This window comes from Stakelama marina (assembly GCF_018122655.1).
GTDB classification, from domain to species: Bacteria; Pseudomonadota; Alphaproteobacteria; order Sphingomonadales; family Sphingomonadaceae; genus Sphingomonas; species Sphingomonas marina.
This window is the reverse complement of record NZ_JAGRQC010000002.1, coordinates 274394-291682: the sequence shown is the minus strand read 5'-3', so window position 1 is coordinate 291682 and position 17289 is coordinate 274394. Positions and strand designations below refer to the sequence as shown.

General features: G+C 64.6%; 19 protein-coding genes. 7 read left to right on the top strand and 12 right to left on the bottom strand.

What is annotated here, in order from left to right; all coding sequences use genetic code 11:
- Positions 1–7: 7 nt before the first annotated feature.
- The 5 genes from queA to J7S20_RS07890 all read right to left on the bottom strand — a co-directional run bounded on the left by queA (position 8) and on the right by J7S20_RS07890 (position 3642).
- Complete coding sequence (gene queA / locus J7S20_RS07910; RefSeq protein WP_284053699.1) at positions 8–1033, bottom strand: tRNA preQ1(34) S-adenosylmethionine ribosyltransferase-isomerase QueA; 1026 nt, start codon at positions 1031–1033, stop codon at positions 8–10.
- 130 nt (positions 1034–1163) lie between these two features.
- Entirely contained in the window at positions 1164–1886 is a 723-nt protein-coding gene (locus J7S20_RS07905) for a peptidylprolyl isomerase (RefSeq protein ID WP_284053698.1), read from the bottom strand.
- 83 nt (positions 1887–1969) lie between these two features.
- Entirely contained in the window at positions 1970–2476 is a 507-nt protein-coding gene (gene coaD / locus J7S20_RS07900; protein ID WP_284053697.1) for a pantetheine-phosphate adenylyltransferase, read from the bottom strand.
- A 12-nt stretch (positions 2477–2488) separates the two neighbouring features.
- Entirely contained in the window at positions 2489–3400 is a 912-nt protein-coding gene (locus J7S20_RS07895) for a polyprenyl synthetase family protein (protein ID WP_430980918.1), read from the bottom strand.
- On the bottom strand, positions 3397–3642 hold the full coding sequence (locus J7S20_RS07890; protein WP_284053696.1) for an exodeoxyribonuclease VII small subunit: 246 nt from the start codon (positions 3640–3642) through the stop codon (positions 3397–3399). The genes J7S20_RS07895 and J7S20_RS07890 overlap by 4 nt, the downstream gene beginning before the upstream one ends.
- A gap of 88 nt (positions 3643–3730) precedes the next feature.
- Between J7S20_RS07890 and J7S20_RS07885 the strand changes: the two genes are divergently transcribed.
- The gene (locus tag J7S20_RS07885) at positions 3731–5095 is read left to right on the top strand and encodes an NAD-dependent succinate-semialdehyde dehydrogenase (RefSeq protein ID WP_284053695.1); all 1365 of its coding nucleotides are present in this window, start codon (positions 3731–3733) and stop codon (positions 5093–5095) included.
- A 178-nt stretch (positions 5096–5273) separates the two neighbouring features.
- Entirely contained in the window at positions 5274–5405 is a 132-nt protein-coding gene (locus tag J7S20_RS07880) for a hypothetical protein (protein WP_284053694.1), read from the top strand.
- Between the two features lie 8 nt (positions 5406–5413).
- On the opposite strand, the gene J7S20_RS07875 is transcribed toward J7S20_RS07880, so the two are convergent.
- The 6 genes from J7S20_RS07875 to J7S20_RS07850 form a co-directional block, all read right to left on the bottom strand.
- On the bottom strand, positions 5414–7105 hold the full coding sequence (locus J7S20_RS07875; protein ID WP_284053693.1) for an AMP-binding protein: 1692 nt from the start codon (positions 7103–7105) through the stop codon (positions 5414–5416).
- A 38-nt stretch (positions 7106–7143) separates the two neighbouring features.
- Positions 7144–7347 carry a hypothetical protein gene (locus tag J7S20_RS07870; protein WP_284053692.1) on the bottom strand — a complete coding sequence of 68 codons (204 nt, stop codon included), beginning with the start codon at positions 7345–7347 and terminating at the stop codon, positions 7144–7146.
- Positions 7348–7386: 39 nt separating this feature from the next.
- Positions 7387–9063, bottom strand: coding sequence for a GGDEF domain-containing protein (locus tag J7S20_RS07865; protein ID WP_284053691.1), 1677 nt, complete (start codon positions 9061–9063; stop codon positions 7387–7389).
- Between the two features lie 159 nt (positions 9064–9222).
- Positions 9223–11547: an ATP-dependent Clp protease ATP-binding subunit ClpA gene (gene clpA / locus J7S20_RS07860; protein WP_284053690.1), complete on the bottom strand. Its 2325-nt coding sequence runs from the start codon at positions 11545–11547 to the stop codon at positions 9223–9225.
- A gap of 5 nt (positions 11548–11552) precedes the next feature.
- Positions 11553–11690 (bottom strand): hypothetical protein, encoded by a 138-nt coding sequence (locus tag J7S20_RS07855; RefSeq protein WP_284053689.1) that lies wholly within the window; start codon positions 11688–11690, stop codon positions 11553–11555.
- Positions 11687–11884, bottom strand: coding sequence for a DUF1192 domain-containing protein (locus J7S20_RS07850; protein WP_284053688.1), 198 nt, complete (start codon positions 11882–11884; stop codon positions 11687–11689). Before J7S20_RS07850 ends, J7S20_RS07855 begins: the two co-directional genes overlap by 4 nt.
- Positions 11885–11952: 68 nt before the next feature.
- Here J7S20_RS07850 and J7S20_RS07845 point away from each other — a divergent pair, with 68 nt between their 5' ends.
- The 3 genes from J7S20_RS07845 to J7S20_RS07835 all read left to right on the top strand — a co-directional run bounded on the left by J7S20_RS07845 (position 11953) and on the right by J7S20_RS07835 (position 14960).
- Positions 11953–12951, top strand: a complete 999-nt coding sequence (locus J7S20_RS07845) for an NAD(P)H-quinone oxidoreductase (RefSeq protein WP_284053687.1) — start codon at positions 11953–11955, stop codon at positions 12949–12951.
- Between the two features lie 104 nt (positions 12952–13055).
- Positions 13056–13934 carry a UDP-2,3-diacylglucosamine diphosphatase gene (locus J7S20_RS07840; RefSeq protein WP_284053686.1) on the top strand — a complete coding sequence of 293 codons (879 nt, stop codon included), beginning with the start codon at positions 13056–13058 and terminating at the stop codon, positions 13932–13934.
- A gap of 3 nt (positions 13935–13937) precedes the next feature.
- Positions 13938–14960: a glycosyltransferase family 4 protein gene (locus tag J7S20_RS07835; RefSeq protein WP_284053685.1), complete on the top strand. Its 1023-nt coding sequence runs from the start codon at positions 13938–13940 to the stop codon at positions 14958–14960.
- A gap of 15 nt (positions 14961–14975) precedes the next feature.
- On the opposite strand, the gene J7S20_RS07830 is transcribed toward J7S20_RS07835, so the two are convergent.
- Positions 14976–15185 (bottom strand): DUF1496 domain-containing protein, encoded by a 210-nt coding sequence (locus J7S20_RS07830; RefSeq protein WP_284053684.1) that lies wholly within the window; start codon positions 15183–15185, stop codon positions 14976–14978.
- 161 nt (positions 15186–15346) lie between these two features.
- Here J7S20_RS07830 and J7S20_RS07825 point away from each other — a divergent pair, with 161 nt between their 5' ends.
- Positions 15347–16030: a DUF1013 domain-containing protein gene (locus J7S20_RS07825; protein WP_284053683.1), complete on the top strand. Its 684-nt coding sequence runs from the start codon at positions 15347–15349 to the stop codon at positions 16028–16030.
- 158 nt (positions 16031–16188) lie between these two features.
- On the top strand, positions 16189–17289 hold the full coding sequence (locus tag J7S20_RS07820; RefSeq protein WP_284053682.1) for an MBL fold metallo-hydrolase: 1101 nt from the start codon (positions 16189–16191) through the stop codon (positions 17287–17289).

Sequence of the window (17289 nt, the reverse complement as noted above, 5' to 3'; positions counted from 1 at the left end):
TTGTGGGTCAGGGCAGCAACAGGCTGGCATCGCCATAGCTGTAAAAGCGATAATCGTTCGCGATGGCGTGAGCATAGACCTCGTGCATCCGCTCCAGCCCCATCAGCGCCGATACCAGCATGAACAGCGTCGATCTCGGCAGGTGGAAATTGGTCATCAACCCGTCGATGCCCTTGAAACGATATCCGGGCGTGATGAAGATCGCGGTATCGCCTTCGAACGGGCGGATGACATTGTCGTCGCCCGCCGCGCTTTCGATCAGCCGCAGGCTCGTCGTGCCGACCGCGATCACGCGACCGCCCTTTGCGCGGACGGTGTTCAGCCGGTCGGCAGTCGCGGCGTCGATGCGGCCCCATTCGGCGTGCATCCGGTGGTCGTCGGTGTCGTCGGCCTTTACCGGGAGGAAGGTGCCCGCGCCGACATGCAGCGTCAGCGTTTCGTGGGCGATGCCCGCGTCGTCCAGCGCGGCCATCAGCTCGGGCGTGAAGTGCAGCGCGGCGGTGGGGGCGGCAACGGCGCCCGCCTCGCGCGCGAACATCGTCTGATAGTCCTCGGCGTCGCGTTCATCGGTTGCGCGCTTCGACGCGATATAGGGGGGCAGCGGCATCTGCCCCGCGCGTTCGAGCAGCAGTTCGACCGGCTCGTCCCCGGCGAAGTCGAGCGCGAAACTGCCATCCTCGGCCCGGTCGGAGGCGGTGGCGGTAACGCCCGCGCCGAAATCGATCGCATCGCCGTCGCGCAGGCGCTTGGCGTTGCGGATGAAGGCGCGCCATGTGCGCGGCCCTTCGCGCTTGTGAAGCGTCGCGCCGATCGTGGCGTCGCCGCGCTTGCCCTGAAGCTGGGCCGGAATGACCCGTGTGTCGTTGAACACCAGGCAGTCGCCGGGCCGCAGCATCTTCGGCAGATCGCGCACGATGCGGTCATGCAGCCCGTCGCTATCGGCCACGAGCATGCGTGCGGCGTCGCGCGGGCTCGCCGGACGCAGCGCGATACGCTCTGGCGGGAGTTCGAAATCGAAGGCGTCGACCTTCATGTCATCTCCGATTGCGGCGCTGCGCCGCCGTTATGCCACGCCCAAACCGCTCGGGCCGAGCTTGTCGATGCCGGCGTCAGCACCCTTCGACAGGCTGAGGGTGAGCGCGATTTTCCGTCATTCGCAGGGATCAGTCGCCCGATGCGCCCGCCGCCTCCGGCTCGGGCGCGGCGCCCGGCGTCGTCTGTCCCGTGGGCTTGACCCCCGGCAGCGTCAGATTCTCGTCGCCCGGCGCGGGCGCTGCAACCGGCGCTTCCGCGCTGTACGGCGGCGGGTTGTCGGCGGCGATATAGGCGTGGAGGATCTTGGTCGGATTGGCCGGCGGCTGGCCGCGGTGGATCTTGTCGACATATTGCATGCCGTCGATCACGCGGCCGAACACCGTATATTTGTGGTCGAAGCGCAGAAACGGCTGGAACATGATGAAGAACTGGCTGTTCGCGCTGTTCTCGTCCTCGGCGCGCGCCGCAGACACCGCGCCGCGCACATGCGGCAGATAGTTGAACTCGGCCGGCAGGTCGGGAAGGTCGGAACTGCCCGTTCCATCGCCCTTGGGATCGCCGCCCTGCGCGATGGGGATGGGGTTGTCCATCACACGGTGAAAGATCGTGCCGTCATAGAAATGCTGGCGCGTCAGCGTCTTCACGCGCTCGACCATCTTGGGCGCGACATCGGGGCGCAGCAGGATCGTTACCCGGCCGCCGTCCGACAGGTCGAGCAGCCAGAGATTCTCCTTGTCGGTTGGCTTGGGCGGCGCCTTGCGGCCCGGCACGGTGAACAGTTGATCCTGTGCCAGCGCGGGCATCGCCGCGACCGACGCGACGAGTGCGAGCAGAAACGCAATGAAACGCATGATGTCCCCAATTCCCGGAATATAGTTGCCCGGGCCTTAGACCAAATCGGCCCTTGCGCCAACGTGAATGGCGCTGCCGCCGGTCAGTCGCCCTTGCGCCCCATCTCGGCGACGCGGGCAGTGATTTCCTCGCGCACCGCCGGGCTGACGAATTTCGAGACATCGCCGCCGAAGACCGCGATTTCCTTCACCAGCCGCGAAGCGATGGGCTGCAGCGATACATCGGCCATCAGGAAGACCGTCTCGATACGATTGTTGAGCTGCTGGTTCATGCCCGCCATCTGATATTCATATTCGAAATCGGCGACGGCGCGCAGCCCGCGGATGATGATCGTCGCACCTTCGCGTTCGGCAAAATCCATCAGCAGCGCGTTGAAGCTGACGACATGGACCTCGCCCTCGATCCCGGCGACTTCGCGTTCGACCATCTTCATCCGTTCCTCGACCGAGAACATCGGCGATTTCGACGGATTGGTGCTCACGCCGACAACCAGCCGGTCGACGAGCTTCGCACCGCGGCGGATGATGTCCATGTGCCCAAGCGTGATCGGGTCGAACGTGCCGGGATAGATGCCGGTGCGGATGGTCATGGTCGGTTGCTCCTACCGGTCGCGGTCGAGGGTGAAGCGCGCAATGTCGCGCAGCAGATCTGCTTCGGCACCAAAGCCGTGAAGATGTTCGATCGCCTGATCGACAAGCGCCTGTGCCTGTTCCCGCGCGCGGTCGAGGCCGAGCAGCGAAAGAAACGTTTCCTTGCCCGCATCGCCGTCCTTGCGAAGCTTCTTTCCGGCCAGCTCCTCATCGCCTTCGACATCCAGAATGTCGTCGGCGATCTGGAAGGCGAGGCCGATGTCGCGGGCATAGCCGCGCAGCCCGGTCCGCGCATCGGGCGCGACCCGGCCGAGGATCGCTCCGCATTCGACCGCGCAGCTTATCAGCGCGCCGGTCTTCATCGCCTGCAACCGCGTGACGGTCGGCAGGTCGAAGCTCGATTTTTCGGCTTCGAGATCCATCATCTGGCCGCCCGCCATGCCATTCGGCCCGGCGGCGTGCGACAATTCGGCGACCAGCTCGCTGCGGACGAACGCGTCGCGATGCGTTTCTTCGGCGGACAAAATCTCGAATGCGAGCGCATGCAGGCAATCACCCGCCAGCACCGCGGTCGCTTCGCCGAACCGTTTGTGCACGGTCGGCTTGCCGCGGCGCATATCGTCATTGTCCATCGCCGGCAGGTCGTCATGGATCAGCGAATAGACATGGATGCACTCGATCGCGGTGCCGACGCGCGTGACCGAGATCGCATCGACGTGGAACAGCCTGGCAGTCGCATGGACCAGCAGCGGACGCAGCCGCTTGCCCCCGCCGATCGCGGCGTGGCGCATTGCTTCATACAGTTCGGCGCGTGGGTCGTCGGGGACTGCGAGCAGCGCATCGAAATGCCGGTCGATATTCGCCGCGACGTCCTTGAGCGCCGATGCGAGCGCGAGCGAGGCCTGCGCCACGGGGCCGTTCAACCCGCGTCGAACGGGGCGGTGCCGGCCGGCTTGCCCTCACCGTCGAGACGGATTGCCTCGATCCGCGCCTGGGCGGCATCGAGCCGCGCGGCACATTGTTTGCGCAGCAGGTCGCCGCGTTCGTATAGGCCGATTGCCTTGTCCAGTTCGGCCTCTCCGCTTTCAAGCTGTCCGACGATCGTCTCCAGCTCCTTCAGCGCCTGTTCGAAGCTCAGATCTTCAATGTTGCGGTCTTCTGCCATGGCACCGCTATGCGGCAGGCGACCGCGCGATTGCAACTCCCCACGGAGCGCCGCGTTACGTTGATCGAACGCCATTCGAGGAGATTCCATGTTCGAGAGCATCAATCCCGCCACCGGCGAAAAGGGCCAGCCGATCGCGGAGATGGACGACGACGCCATCGAAACCGCGCTGCGGCGGGCGCGCTCCGCCTATTGCGACTGGCGCGTTTCCTCGCTCGATCGCCGGACCGAGCTCCTGTCGGCGATTGCCGATCAGTTCGAAGGGAACAAGCAGCGGCTGGCCGAAACCGCGACGCGCGAAATGGGAAAGACGCTGAAATCGTCGATCGCCGAGGTCGAAAAATGCGCCACCGCCTTTCGCTATTACGCCGAACACGGGCCATCCTTTCTGGAAGGTGAAGACGTGGCGGTGGCCAAGGGGCGCGCACGCGCGCGCTGGCTGCCAACGGGGCCGGTGCTTGCGGTGATGCCGTGGAATTTCCCCTATTGGCAGGTCGTCCGCTTTCTCGCGCCGGCGATCATGGCGGGCAATGTCGGCCTGCTGAAACATGCCTCGATAACGCAGGGCGTCGCCGCGCTGATCGAGGAAATGGTGGCCGAAGCCGGCGCGCCGCAGGGCCTGTTCCAGAACCTCGCAATCCGTTCGGACAAGGTTGCGCGCGTCATCGACGACGAACGCGTCGTCGCGGTCACGCTCACCGGCAGCGAGGGCGCGGGCGCCAAGGTGGCCGAGCAGGCGGGCAAGGCGCTGAAGAAGGTCGTGCTCGAACTCGGCGGCTCCGATCCGTTCATCGTCATGCCCTCGGCCGATCTCGACGAGGCGGCCGAGACGGCTGCGAAGGCGCGTATCCAGAATGCCGGCCAGTCGTGCATCTGCGCCAAGCGGATGATCGTCCACGAGCATGTCTTCGATCAGTTCGCCGAAAAGTTCGCCGATGCGATGAAGGCGGTGAAGGTCGGCGATCCGATGGACGACGATAACGACATGGGGCCGCTGTCGAGTTTCGAACAGCGCGACACCGTGCTCGACCAGGTCGAGCGCGCGCAGAAAGCGGGTGCCGAATTGCTGTTCGGCGGCGAAAAGCTCGATCGGGCAGGGGCCTATATGTCGCCGGGCATCCTCACCGGCATTCCACGCGACAGCGACATCGCGCGCGAGGAGGTGTTCGGGCCCGTCGCAATGCTGTTCAAGGTTCGCGGCGTCGATGAAGCCATCGGTGTTGCGAACGACATTCCCTATGGGCTGGGCTCAAGCGTGTGGACGCATGACAAGGCCGAGCAGGAGCGTTTCGAACGCGATATCGAGGCGGGCATGACCGCGGTGAACCAGATGCTTGCCTCGACGCCCGAAGCTCCGTTCGGCGGCGTCAAGAAATCGGGCCATGGCCGCGAACTGGGGCCATGGGGCATGCACGAATTCATGAACCTGAAATCGGTAATGCTTCCCGACTGACGGCGCCGTTCCACCGCTGCGAAAACGGCAACGCCTCGTCGATTTTGCGACGAGGCGCCGGAACGATTGTAACATTGAAACATTAGGCCCGGTACCGGCGCACGGATACGCGTCGGCTGTTCATCCGGGTTGCGTAATGATTAGCGAATTTGAGTTGAGGGAGCGGGGGACGCGCCCGGTGCCGGAAAGGCACGACCTTGCAAGGAAGGTGCTGCGCCAGGGCTATGAACTGCCGCGCGACACGCTGATAACCGACGATATTCCGCTGTTGCTGACCAAGCTGTCACAGATCCCCGGCAAGGGGGAATAGCGGTCGCGCTACTTGCCGGCCGCGACTTCGGCGCGCAGCGCCTTGCGGTCGAGCTTTCCGATCATCGTCTTTGGCATGTCGGCGCGGATGACGACCTGATCGACACGTTCATGCTTGCCGAGCTGCGGGTTGAGCCATTCGCCAAGCGCGTGGCCGCTGATCTCAAAGCCTTCGTTCAGCGTGACATAGGCACGCGGGCTTTCACCGCGATAGGCATCGGGCACCCCGATCACCAACGCTTCCTTGACCGCCGGGTGCTGGTACAGCGTCGCCTCGATCTGGCTGGGAAAGACCTTGAATCCGCCCACCGCGATCATGTCCTTCAGCCGGTCGACGATGCGGATATAACCGTCGCTGTCGATCGTCCCGACATCGCCCGTGCGTAGCCATTTCGTGCCGTCCGTGTCGATCACGAAGACCTTTTCGTCGGCATCGGGGCGGTTCCAGTATCCCAGCATGATCTGCGGTCCGGCCACCGTGATCTCGCCCGGCTCGCCGTCGGGGGCGGGGCGCGCAGGGTCTTCCTTGTCGACCAGGCGCACGCGCGTTCCCTGGATCGGCTGGCCGATGGTTCCGGACTTGTTGAGCTCCTCATAGGGGTTGCTCGACACCACGCCGGAGCTTTCGGACAAGCCATATCCCTCGATCAGCGTCGCCTTGGTCACGTCTTCGAAGCGCGTCTTCAGCTCCGCGGGCAGCGGTGCGCCGCCCGATATGCAGACGCGCAGGCTCGAAAAGTCCGTCGTCGCGGTCTTGGGATGGTCGAGCAGTGCCTGATACATGGTCGGCACGCCGGGAAGCGCGGTCGCCTGCGTCCGGCCGAGCGCGGCCAGCACCTGCGCTGCGTCGAAGCGCGGCAGCATCACGATCTCTCCACCGGTCACCACCGTGCGGTTCAGGACGCAGGTGTTGGCGAAGACGTGAAACAGCGGCAGCACGCCCAGAATGCGATCGACGACCTTGCCGCGCTGCGGATCGAGCGCCGCCACCTGCCGGGCATTGGCCGACAGATTCTGGTGCGTCAGCATCGCCCCTTTGGGCGTACCGGTCGTGCCGCCGGTATATTGGATCAAGGCCACATCGCGTTCGGCGTCGATCGCTGGTGCGGTGAAGCTTCCATCGTTGGCGATCAGGCTGGAAAACGCGGTGATGCGCTCGTCATGCGGGCGTTTGGCGACTTCGCTGCCGCGAAACAGTCGGTAGAACAGCGATTTCGTCGGTGGCAGCGCACCGGCCACCGATCCGACGATCAGGCGTTCGAGCGCGCTCTTGTCGAGCACTTCGAGCGCGGTCGGCAGCAATGCGGTCGCGGAAATGGTGAAGAGCAGCTTCGTCCCCGAATCGGCGACCTGATGCGCCAGTTCGTCGACCGTATAGAGCGGCGAGAAATTGACCGCCGTCGCGCCGAGCTTGAGGATGCCGTAATAGGCGGCGAGATAATGCGGCACGTTGGGCAGGAACAGCCCGATCCGGTCACCACGCCCATATCCCAGCGCCGCCAGCCCGCAAGCGACCCGGTTCGCGCCGTCGAGCGTTTCGGAATAGCTGTATTTGCGGCCGAGAAAGTCGATCAGCGGCGCTTGGCCCGCGGCCTTTGCCGACGCGTCGAACAGTTCGACCATGGTCTGCGGCGGGAAGGCTTGTTCCCAGCGACCGGGATGTCGGTAGGCGGTACGCCATGCCTGCGCGGGATCGGTCATTTACAACGGTGTAAGCAGGTCGCGTGGGCGACGCAAGGTCATCGCGCCAGCGTGCTTCCGGTCCATGTGACGAGGACCGAAACAGCGCCGATGCCCAGATCGAGCGCGGCGTGCAGGCGATGCGGAGCCGGATCGCCCGCATCGTGGGTCAGAATGTTGATGTTGGCGCTGGGATGGCGCACGACGCCGATCGTCAGCAGGATGGCTGCGAACGCCAGTAACCATTTGCGCCGATCGGTCATGGATTGGTGCATATCGCGCCGCGTCCGGCCCGGCAAGCATCACGCGGCGGTGGCGAGTTGGTCTGCACGTCGCACGCGGTCGCGCCCGGCCGACTTTGCGGCGAACAAGGCGCGGTCGGCATTGCGATAGAGGTGTTTCCAGTCGGTATCGCTCTTCAGCGGCCCGCGGCATGTGCCGACGCTGGCGGTGACGACAATGTCGAACGGCATCCGCGAAGACCGTATGCTGGCGAGCAGCGTTTCGACGTCGATGGCGACCCGGCTGGGCATCGCCGCTGCGAATTCCTCTCCGCCAATCCTCGCGATCAGCGCTTCGGGCGGCAGCGACAGCCGCAGCGTGCGGGCGAAGATGCGCAGTACCTCGTCGCCGCCGTCATGGCCGATCGTCTCGTTGACGCGCTTGAAATGGTCGAGGTCGATCAGAAGCAGCTTCTGCTCCTCGTCGGTGCGCATCGCCTTGGCGAGGAACGAACGTCGGTTGAGCAGACCCGTGAGCGGATCGGTATCGGCGAGCATTCGCGCCGCCATTTCCTGCATCTTCGCCTCGTCGCGTTCCTGGCTGATAAGGCGGATGCGATAGGCGATGGCGAGCGTCGACATCACCGCCTCGAAGCTCATCGAGAGGATCGTCGAATTGTCGAGCCAGAAGCTCCACGGAAGCAGGCCGATATTCGACAGCATCCGCATGGTGGCGAAGGCAACCGGCGCCGACCAGGCGAGCGCGAACAGCCACAGATATGGGCTGCGAAGCTGCCGGGCACGGAACACGATCGACAGCATCGCGACGAGCATCAGCGCGAAGCAGGCCGAATAGAGCGTGTCGAAGAGGCGCATGTTCCATGGCGCCACGATCGCGAAAACGAGCGTTTCGGATAGCAGCAGCAGCGTTGCGACACTGGCCAGTTTTCCTGTCCAGCCGCGCGTCACACTTCGTTCGAAGAACATGCGCGCGAACAGCATCGCGCATGACGCCGCCACCGCGAGCAGGATGTAATTGAGCCGCAACCGATCGTTGTTGAGGATGTTGGGGACGAGCCATGCCAAAGCTCCCGAGGAGGTGACGGCATACGTCCCCAGCGACGCGACCATCGCGCAATAGGCGAGCTGGAAACGGTATCGCAGCGCGCCCCACATCGCGAGGTTGTAGATCAGCAGCGCCACGCACAGTCCGCCGAAGCCGGCATAGAGCGCGCCCATCTCCAGATTTGCGCGTTCGCTCTCACGCGGTAAGGCCAATCGGGGCAGCGCCACGATGCCGCGCAGATTGGCCGCGCCGCGCACGCGCCATAGCAGTCGCACCGGCGGTTCGACCCGGTCGGGAAGCCCCCATTCGACGATTGCGCCAAGGTGGATGTGCCAGCTCGTCTGGCGGTTGGTCAGCGCGAATTCGCGGATGCGTCCGTCGGGGTAGAGCGCATATAGTGCGATGTCTTTCTGCCACAGGCTGGCGATGCGGACGCGCGTGCGGCGCTCACGCTGCGACAGGCCGGTCAGCGGCTGGCTGATGACCCAGTAATCGCCCGGTCCAAGCGATCGCTGGCGGGCCTGGCAATCGAATTTCGATGGGGTCGCGAACAGGTTGCGGGCGGTCATGCCCGGTTCGGCGCGCAGCACGCATACCGCCAGCGGTTCTCCCACGACACCGCCCGATGCGCGCGCTGGTGTCGGCGCCAACAGCAGCAACGCGGCCGCAACCGCGCCCAGCACTGCCAGCATCCGTGAATGAGCCCCCCAAGACATGCATCGGGTGTAGGCATGCGAAAGCGAAAATTGGGTAAAGGAAAATTCCGGCTTAACCGCTTTTCATGCTGCCCGGCCGAGCCGCGATGCCGGCTGGAATGAAAAGGGCCGGAGCATCGCCCCGGCCCTTGGCCTTTACTTGGTCTTGGCTGGCGCCGGCGCTTTGCCGCCGCCCTTCTTCTTGCGCGATTTTTTGGGCGGAGCCGGCGTGATCTCGAAGGCGAGTTCGCCGTCCTTGAGTTTGACGTTCACCTCGCCGCCGTTGACGAGCTTGCCGAACAGCAGTTCCTCGGCGAGCGGCTGCTTGACCTTTTCCTGGATCAGGCGGCCCATCGGGCGCGCACCGTACAGCTTGTCATAGCCGCGCTCGGTCAGCCATTCCTTCGCGCCGTCGTCGAGCTGGATATGCACGCCGCGATCGGCGAGTTGCAGTTCGAGCTGGAGGATGAACTTCTCGACCACGCGGCTGACGACCTCGGTCGGCAGATAGCTGAACGGCACGATCGCATCGAGGCGGTTGCGGAATTCGGGCGTGAACAGCCGCTTGACCGCTTCCTCCTGCACATCGTCGCGGCTGATCGTGCCGAAGCCGATCGATTCCTTCGCCATGTCGGACGCGCCGGCATTGGTCGTCATGATCAGGATGACATTGCGGAAATCGACGGTCTTGCCGTGATGATCGGTCAGCTTGCCGTTGTCCATCACCTGCAACAGGATGTTGAACAGGTCGGGATGCGCCTTCTCGATCTCGTCGAGCAGCAGCACCGAATGCGGGTTCTGGTCGACCGCATCGGTCAGCAGGCCGCCCTGGTCATAGCCGACATAGCCCGGAGGCGCACCGATCAGGCGGCTTACCGAATGCCGCTCCATATATTCGCTCATGTCGAAACGCTGGAGCGGGATGCCCATGATCTCGGCGAGCTGGCGCGCAACCTCGGTCTTGCCGACGCCGGTGGGGCCGGAGAACAGATAGTTGCCGATCGGCTTGTCGGGATCGCGAAGGCCTGCGCGGCTCAGCTTGATTGCCGAGGACAGAACCTCGATCGCTTTGTCCTGGCCGAACACGACGCGCTTCAGGTCGGTCTCGAGATTGGCGAGCACCTTGGTATCGTCGGCCGACACCGATTTCGGGGGGATGCGCGCCATCGTCGCGATCACCGCCTCGATCTCCTTGGGAGTGATCGTCTTGCGCCGCTTCGACACCGGCACGAGCATCTGCATCGCGCCGACCTCGTCGATCACGTCGATCGCCTTGTCGGGCAGCTTGCGGTCGTTGATGTAGCGCGCCGACAGCTCGACCGCGGTCTTGAGCGAATCGGGCGTGTACTTGACCGAGTGATGCTCCTCGAACGCCGAGCGCAGGCCGGCGAGGATCTTGATCGTGTCTTCGACGGTCGGTTCGTTGACGTCGATCTTCTGGAACCGGCGCAGCAGCGCGCGGTCCTTTTCGAAGTGGTTGCGGAATTCCTTGTAGGTGGTCGAGCCGATGCAGCGGATCGTGCCGCCCGACAGCGCGGGCTTCAAAAGGTTCGACGCGTCCATCGCGCCGCCGCTGGTCGCGCCGGCGCCGATGACGGTGTGAATCTCGTCGATGAACAGGATCGCGTGCGGCAGCTTTTCAAGCTCCGACACCACTTGCTTCAGCCGCTCCTCGAAATCGCCGCGATAGCGCGTACCGGCGAGCAGCGCGCCCATGTCGAGCGAATAGATCACCGCCTCGGTCAGCACATCGGGCACGTCGCCTTCGACGATCTTGCGCGCCAGCCCCTCGGCGATGGCGGTTTTGCCGACGCCGGGATCGCCGACATAAAGCGGGTTGTTCTTCGACCGGCGGCACAGGATCTGAACGGTGCGGTCGACCTCGGGTCCGCGCCCGATCAGCGGATCGACGCGGCCGTTTTCGGCCTTTTCGTTCAGGTTGACGGTGAACTGCTTGAGCGCGCTCTCGCTCTTCTTGCCGTCGCCCTTGGCGGATTTCTCTTCCTCGGCACCCTTTACTTCGCGCGCCTCGGACGGCTGGCCGCCCTTGCCGACGCCGTGGCTGATATAGCTGACGGCATCGAGGCGGCTCATATCCTGCTGCTGCAGGAAATAGACGGCATAGCTCTCGCGCTCGGAAAACAGTGCGACGAGCACGTTGGCGCCGGTCACCTCGTCGCGGCCCGACGACTGGACGTGCAGGATCGCGCGCTGCACGACGCGCTGAAACCCGCTGGTGGGGGAGGGGTCGGTGGCGGCATCGAGCTTGAGCGCCTCCAGTTCGGTATCGAGATAGTGCGCGACGACGGTCTTCAACTCGCCGAGATCGACGCCGCACGCGCTCATCACCTTCGACGCGTGCTCGTCATCGACGAGCGCCAGCAGCAGATGCTCCAGCGTCGCATATTCGTGGCGGCGCGAGGACGCAGCCTCAAGCGCCTTGTGAAGCGTGTTTTCGAGCGCGGATGCGAAAGACGGCATGGTAGTCAGTACTCCAGTCGGGCCAAGGAGGATACGCGGCCCTTTTCCAGTATGTCGGAATTGCGGACCGTCGCATCAAGCGCGGTGGCCTCGTGCCGGAGCTTTGCGGTCGCGCCCGCGGTCTCCGACACGCTCGCGCTCATCGCTTGAATAGCGCGTCGGCGCTTGCGCGATGGTTAACGGCGTATTCGATCTTTTTCCGGGTGCGCGCGATTTCGGATTCAAGCACGGCGATGCGCGCATGCAGTTCATCGACCGAAAAGGGGTCGAGGTCCTGTTTGGCCAGCTCGGTCAGCGGATCGCCCGACCGGCGCGGGAGAATCTCGTCGGCATCCATCGTTACGCAGCGTTGACCCTATGGAGTTGGATGTCAATAAGGCGGCGAACGAAAGGGAAATTCCGCCGATGACCATAGCCTCGACGATGCGCGCGATCGATCCCGAAGCGGCGGGCGGGCCCGAAGTGCTCGTCCCCGTTGAACGGCCCGTTCCGCAGCCGCAAGCCGGCGAAGTGCTGATCGAGGTCGCGGCCGCCGGGGTCAACCGGCCCGACGTCATGCAACGCAAGGGAATGTATCCGCCGCCGCCGGGCGCGCCGTCGATTCCGGGGCTGGAGGTCGCGGGCACGATCGTCGCGACCGGCGAGGGGGCGCCGCGCGAAATGCTCGGGCAAAAGGTCTGCGCACTCGTCGCAGGCGGCGGCTATGCCGAATATGTCGCGGCGCCCGTGGGTCAGTGTCTGCCAGTCCCGCCCGCGCTGTCGCTGGTCGAAGCGGCGGCGATGCCGGAAACGCTGTTCACCGTGTGGACCAACCTGTTCGAACGCGCCTATGTGGCCGAGGGTGACACTGTGCTCGTCCATGGCGGCACCAGCGGCATCGGAACGATGGCGATATCGCTGTGCAACCTGCTGGGCGTGACGATCATCGTCACCGCCGGTTCGGATGAAAAGGTCGCCGCAGCCAGCCGTCACGGCGCCGATCATGCGATCAACTACAAGACGCAGGATTTCGTCGAGCAGGTGAAGGACATCACCGGCGGCAGGGGCGTCGATGCGGTGCTCGACATGGTCGGGGGCGATTATGTGCCGCGCAACCTGAAATGCCTTGCCGAGGACGGTCGTCATGTATCGATCGCGGTGCAGGGCGGGGCGCAGGCGACGATCCCGATATTCGATGTCATGCGCAGGCGCCTGACGCTGACCGGATCGACGCTTCGCGCGCGCGATACCGGGTTCAAGGCGATGGTCGCCGAAGAACTGATAGCCACTGTCTGGCCCTTCGTCGCCGACGGAAAGCTGAAGCCGCTGATCGACAAGACCTTCCCGCTTGCCGACGCCGCTGCGGCGCATGCGCGTATGGACGGCGGCGATCATATCGGAAAGATCGTGCTGACGATGCGCTGAGGCGCTTTACCGAATGTGACAAACGCGTGAAATCGCAGCGATTCGAGTTGTAACATTTCCCCGCCATAGGCCGCCTGTCAGATGCAGCGGGACGGGGACTTCCGATGGCCACGATCACCAGAATTCCATTCGACGCCGATCTTCCAGATTTTGCGGCGTCGCAGCCGTCGATTCCGGAAAAGACGGTTACCGAGCGCCGGCAGTATAGGACGGTATGGATTTCCGACGTCCATCTCGGCACGCGCGGGTGCAATGCCGAAATGCTGATCGACTTTCTGGATCATGTCGACAGCGAGACGATGTATCTGGTCGGCGACATCATCGACGGCTGGAAGATGCGCCGCAAATTCTATTGGCCGGAAGCGCATAACGACATTCTCTGGCGGTTGCTGAAGCGCGCCAAGCGCGGCACGCGGATGGTCTATATCCCCGGCAATCACGACGAGATGTTCCGCCAGTTCACCGGCCTGCATTTCGGCGGGGTCGATATCGTCCGCCGCGCGATCCACGAAACCGCCGACGGCCGCCGGCTGCTGGTCCTGCACGGCGACGAATTCGACGCGATCACGCTGTCGCACAAGTGGCTCGCGCATCTGGGCGACGTCGCTTACGAATTCATGATGATGCTCAACCGCTGGGTGAATGCCTGGCGGCGGACGTTCAACATGCCCTATTGGTCGCTGTCGAAACACGCCAAGGCGAAGGTCAAGAACGCGGTCGAGTTCATTTCGAACTTCGAGGAGATCGTCGCGAAGGAAGCCGGGTCGCGCGGCGTCGACGGCGTCGTTGCCGGGCATATCCATACCGCCGATTATCGCAGGATCGACGGCATCGACTATTATAACGACGGCGACTGGGTCGAAGGCTGCACCGCGCTGGTCGAGCATTTCGACGGGCGGATGGAAATCCTCCACTGGGCCGACGAAATCGCCGCGCGCGACGAGGAGACGCCGGCCGATGCGTCCGAACGGCGGGCGGCCTGATCCATGCGTATCGCGATCGTCACCGATGCGTGGGAACCGCAGGTCAACGGCGTCGTGCGCACGTTGCAGGCGGTTCGCGCGCTGCTTGAGCTGCAGGGCCACGAAATCTTCGTGGTCTCGCCCGAGCGCTTCTATTCGGTGCCGTGCCCGACCTATCCCGAAATTCGGCTGGCGATGGCGAGCACGGGCATGGTCGGTGCGCTTCTCGAAGCGTTCGCGCCCGATGCGGTTCATCTGGCGACCGAAGGCCCGGTCTGCGTTGCCGCGCGGCGCTGGTGCCGCCGGCGCCGCTTTCCGTTCACGACCGCCTATCACACGCAGTTTCCCGACTATGTATCGGCGCGCTCGGGCGTGCCCGCCGAATGGATCTGGCGCTATATCCGCTGGTTTCACGGGCCGTCGCAAGCGATCCTGGCATCGACGCCGTCGATCCGGCGCACGTTGGTCGACCACGGCCTGCACCATGTCCGGCACTGGGGGCGCGGCGTCGATCTTTCCAATTTCCGCGCCGATGTGAAGTCGTATCCGGCGCTCGCCCATCTGCCGCGCCCGATCCAGCTCTATGTCGGGCGGGTCGCGGTCGAAAAGAATATCGATGCGTTTCTCGGCTCGCGCCATCCCGGCACCAGGATCGTCGTCGGTGACGGACCCGCCCGCGCCGCGCTGGAGGCTGCGCACCCGGAAGCAATCTTCATGGGCGCGCGTTTCGGCGACGAACTGGCGAGCATCTATGCCGCCGCCGATGTGTTCGTCTTTCCCAGCCGTACCGACACGTTCGGCCTGGTGATGATCGAGGCGCTGGCCTGCGGTACGCCCGTCGCGGGCTATCCCGTCACAGGGCCGGTCGACGTGTTGACGCCTGAAACCGGCGCGACGGCGGAACTGCTCGACGATGCGATCGCCGAAGCGCTGACCAGGGACCGCGCGGCGTGCGCCGCGCATGGCCGGACATTCACTTGGGAAGCGAGCGCAGCCCAGTTCCTCGACGCGCTGGTGCCGGTCGAAGCAGCACGCGCTGCGGCGTGATGCTGTCGTAAACGCTCAGCAGTCGCCGATATCGACCCATTTGCCGTTCCAGCATTCGTAGCGGCGCTTGTTGTCGCACACGGTCGCGCCATCGGAATATTTCTTGTCGTTCCAATAGCAGATGGCGCCCGACATCGCCGCCTTGGCGACGCCTTCGTCCTTTTGAGCAGCTTTGTCGGAATTTTTCAGCGCCGGGTCTTGCGGTGCGACGTCCTCGGTTTGCATCGTCTTTCCTCCCCTTTTCGATATGCATGACTGATAGCGTGTTCTTCCTGTCCTGCGAAGATCAGCGCTCCCTTGCCCTCCGGCGCCGTCGCGACTAAGTAGGCGGCACTATACCGGCCGCTCCGCGAGGGGCGGCCCGTTTTGTTTACGGAGATGTTATCGTGGCCCAGCCGCTGATGCCGCACGCGACCGCTTCCTGGCTGGTCGACAATACCGCGCTTTCGTTCGAGCAGATCGCCGACTTTTGCGGCCTGCACATTCTCGAGGTGCAGGCGATCGCCGACGATACCGCCGCGACCAAGCTGACCGGGCGCGATCCGGTGCGCGCGCACGAACTGACGATGGACGAGATCGAAAAGGGTCAGGACGATCCCGATTACCGTCTCAAGATGTCGAAGGGGCCCGAGCAGGTTCGCCGGACCAAGGGGCCGCGTTACACGCCGGTTTCCAAGCGGCAGGACAAGCCCGACGGCATTGCGTGGATCATCCGCAACCACCCCGAAATCTCCGACGCGCAGATCGGCAAGCTGATCGGCACGACGCGCACGACGATCCAGGCGATCCGCGAGCGCAGCCACTGGAACATTGCCAATATCGTTCCCAAGGACCCGGTGACGCTGGGCCTGTGTTCGCAGCGCGAACTCGACGCGGTGGTCGCCAAGTCGGCCAAGGCTGCGGGCATCGAGGCGCCGGTCGATACGCGGCTCGAGGGCGACCGCGAAGCGCTGATCAGCGAGCTGCGCGCCGAGCGTGAACAGGCCGCGCGCGACGCCGAGCAAGCCGCCGCCGCGGAACTGAACGAGGGCGAGGAAAAGCCTGCGTTCGAGGATCCGTTCAAGCGCTGATTCCACCGCGTCACCCCGGACTTGATCCGGGGTTCATGCTGCGACATCTGCCGCGAAGGTTCGTTGCTGCGAGGTTCGATGGATGCCGGATCACGTCCGGCATGACGATCGACAGTAGTTCCTCGACATTGTCGGACGCAGGGCGATAGGAACGTGGCATGGCCACGACAGTCCCCGACCGTTCGTCCGACGATACGCGCGACGACAATTTCGTCGCGACCAGCCATCGCGGACTGACCTATCCGTTCGGCGATCGCGCGCCCGAGCTTGGCGACCTGATCCCGGTTGCACCCGGCATCGGCTGGGGCCGGCTTCCGCTGCGCGGGTCGCTGGGGCATGTCAACGTCTATGCGCTCGACGACGGTGCGGGCGGCGATGCGGTGACGCTGGTCGATAGCGGTATGAATCTCGGCCGCTGCAAGAAGCACTGGAAGGCCATCTTCGACGGCCCGCTCGCGGGGCGCGAAGTGCTGCGCGTGATCGGCACGCACATGCACCCCGATCATGTCGGGCTAGCGGGCTGGTTGTGCGAACGGTTCGACTGCCGGCTATGGATGACGCGCGGCGAATGGCTGACGATCCGGATGCTTGCCGCCGATGCGCGCGACGAAACCCCGGCCGAGATGATCGCCTTCTGGCAAGGCGCGGGCTGGACGGACGAACAGATCGAGACCGCCGCAGCAAAGGGCTGGGGCCGCATCGCGCAGATCATCACGCCGCTGCCGCTCGGCTATCGCCGTATCGGCGACGGAGAGACGATCGCGATCGGATCGCGCACCTGGCAGGTGATCGTCGGGAGCGGCCACAGCCCCGAACATGCCTGCCTCTACGACCCGGCCGAAGGTGTGCTGCTGGCGGGCGATCAGGTACTCCCGCGGATCAGCTCGAACGTCTCGCTGGGCGTCACCGAACCCGAATCCGACCCGCTCGGTGAATGGCTCGCCTCGATCGAGAAGCTGCGCGCGCTGCCGCCCGATATCCTCGTCTGTCCCGGCCATGGCAGTCCGTTCCACGGCCTCCACAAGCGCCTCGACGCGCTGCGCGACGAACATCGCAAGCGGCTCGACATGCTCGAGGCGCATCTGAGTGAACCGCGCCGTGCGGTCGACTGTTTCGGGCGGATGTTCCGCCGCACGATCGGTGAGGATGTGATCGGGCTTGCCACCGGCGAGACGCTGGCGCATCTCCGCCGGCTCGAGGTCGAGGGCCGGGCGATCAGGACGGTACGCGACGGCGTCTGGTGGTACGCCGCCGCCTGA

What these genes read in the sequence shown, in the direction of transcription:
- J7S20_RS07885 (WP_284053695.1), top strand. Translation starts at nt 3,731, where the DNA reads ATGTTCGAGAGCATCAATCCCGCCACCGGCGAAAAGGGCCAGCCGATC.
- J7S20_RS07830 (WP_284053684.1), bottom strand. Translation starts at nt 15,185, where the DNA reads ATGCAAACCGAGGACGTCGCACCGCAAGACCCGGCGCTGAAAAATTCC.
- queA (WP_284053699.1), bottom strand. Translation starts at nt 1,033, where the DNA reads ATGAAGGTCGACGCCTTCGATTTCGAACTCCCGCCAGAGCGTATCGCG.
- J7S20_RS07835 (WP_284053685.1), top strand. Translation starts at nt 13,938, where the DNA reads ATGCGTATCGCGATCGTCACCGATGCGTGGGAACCGCAGGTCAACGGC.
- J7S20_RS07875 (WP_284053693.1), bottom strand. Translation starts at nt 7,105, where the DNA reads ATGACCGATCCCGCGCAGGCATGGCGTACCGCCTACCGACATCCCGGT.
- J7S20_RS07850 (WP_284053688.1), bottom strand. Translation starts at nt 11,884, where the DNA reads ATGGATGCCGACGAGATTCTCCCGCGCCGGTCGGGCGATCCGCTGACC.
- coaD (WP_284053697.1), bottom strand. Translation starts at nt 2,476, where the DNA reads ATGACCATCCGCACCGGCATCTATCCCGGCACGTTCGACCCGATCACG.
- J7S20_RS07905 (WP_284053698.1), bottom strand. Translation starts at nt 1,886, where the DNA reads ATGCGTTTCATTGCGTTTCTGCTCGCACTCGTCGCGTCGGTCGCGGCG.
- J7S20_RS07840 (WP_284053686.1), top strand. Translation starts at nt 13,056, where the DNA reads ATGGCCACGATCACCAGAATTCCATTCGACGCCGATCTTCCAGATTTT.
- J7S20_RS07870 (WP_284053692.1), bottom strand. Translation starts at nt 7,347, where the DNA reads ATGACCGATCGGCGCAAATGGTTACTGGCGTTCGCAGCCATCCTGCTG.
- J7S20_RS07865 (WP_284053691.1), bottom strand. Translation starts at nt 9,063, where the DNA reads ATGCTGGCAGTGCTGGGCGCGGTTGCGGCCGCGTTGCTGCTGTTGGCG.
- J7S20_RS07855 (WP_284053689.1), bottom strand. Translation starts at nt 11,690, where the DNA reads ATGAGCGCGAGCGTGTCGGAGACCGCGGGCGCGACCGCAAAGCTCCGG.
- J7S20_RS07820 (WP_284053682.1), top strand. Translation starts at nt 16,189, where the DNA reads ATGGCCACGACAGTCCCCGACCGTTCGTCCGACGATACGCGCGACGAC.
- clpA (WP_284053690.1), bottom strand. Translation starts at nt 11,547, where the DNA reads ATGCCGTCTTTCGCATCCGCGCTCGAAAACACGCTTCACAAGGCGCTT.
- J7S20_RS07845 (WP_284053687.1), top strand. Translation starts at nt 11,953, where the DNA reads ATGACCATAGCCTCGACGATGCGCGCGATCGATCCCGAAGCGGCGGGC.
- J7S20_RS07890 (WP_284053696.1), bottom strand. Translation starts at nt 3,642, where the DNA reads ATGGCAGAAGACCGCAACATTGAAGATCTGAGCTTCGAACAGGCGCTG.